Here is an 841-nt window from a genome sequence, read left to right as displayed (position 1 = left end):
CGCCGCACCACAGACCACCAACCCCGCCGGAGCCGCCAGTCAAGCCAGCACGACCGCCCAGACCGGATCATCCATCCTGGATTGGAATCCGTTCGGAGAGATGGCCAACAGCCCACTTCTGCAGAACTCGACCGTCAAGGGCTTGGATGGCTTCTTCAATAGCGCTGGGGCCGTATTGCTCCAGACGACTGGATCAGGCCTTACCGGCGAGGGTTCCCAACTTGCGATGTTCCCGCTGTACCTTCTCAGCGGCAAATTGTCGATGCTGGGACCAGGAGCCGCTATGGGAGCGGCGACCGGCGCCGGTCTGGCCTCGTCAACGTCCGCGGAAGTGCCGGCGGCCACCCTGGCCGGCGCGCCCGGGCCGACTGCCTCTGCGGGCGTTGGCCGTGCGGTGCCACTCGGCAAGCTATCGGTGCCGCCGTCGTGGGGTGTGGCGTCCGGCGATATCCGACTTGCCGCCGCGGCGTTGCCCGCCGCGTCCGCACCGGCCCTGTCCGCACCGGCGCTGTCATCGGCCGGGATGATGCCGCCGCTGATGGGCGGACCGATGAGCGGACCGGTGGCCAGCGTGGTCAACAGCCCCCTAAAAGCCGACGGGCGTGTGCAGGCCGGCGCCGGCGTCACCGCAGTGTCAACTCGGCCCGGCGAAACCGACGCCGATGAAGCCGAACAGAACCGGTCGGCCCAAGACATATCGCTCAACCTCAGCGGATTGAGCAAGCGCGAGCAAGACGAGCTGTACCAGCTCCGCGATGAGTTGGCGGTGCTGGCAATGGGTTGTGATGCGATGGCCCGGCTGACGAGGGAGGCGATGCATTGACGATGGATTATGCGGTGT

1 protein-coding gene is annotated in these 841 nt (G+C 66.8%); it reads left to right on the top strand.

What is annotated here, in order from left to right; genetic code table 11:
• Positions 1-823: PE/PPE C-terminal domain-containing protein (locus KIH27_RS22145; protein ID WP_214095093.1), on the top strand; the 823-nt coding region annotated here is incomplete at its 5' end.
• Positions 824-841 lie beyond the last annotated feature (18 nt).

The organism is Mycolicibacter acidiphilus (assembly GCF_018455725.1).
In the GTDB taxonomy this organism is placed as follows: domain Bacteria; phylum Actinomycetota; class Actinomycetes; order Mycobacteriales; family Mycobacteriaceae; genus Mycobacterium; species Mycobacterium acidiphilum.
The sequence above is the reverse complement of the archived record's forward strand: the minus strand, read 5'-3'. Positions and strand labels throughout refer to the sequence as shown.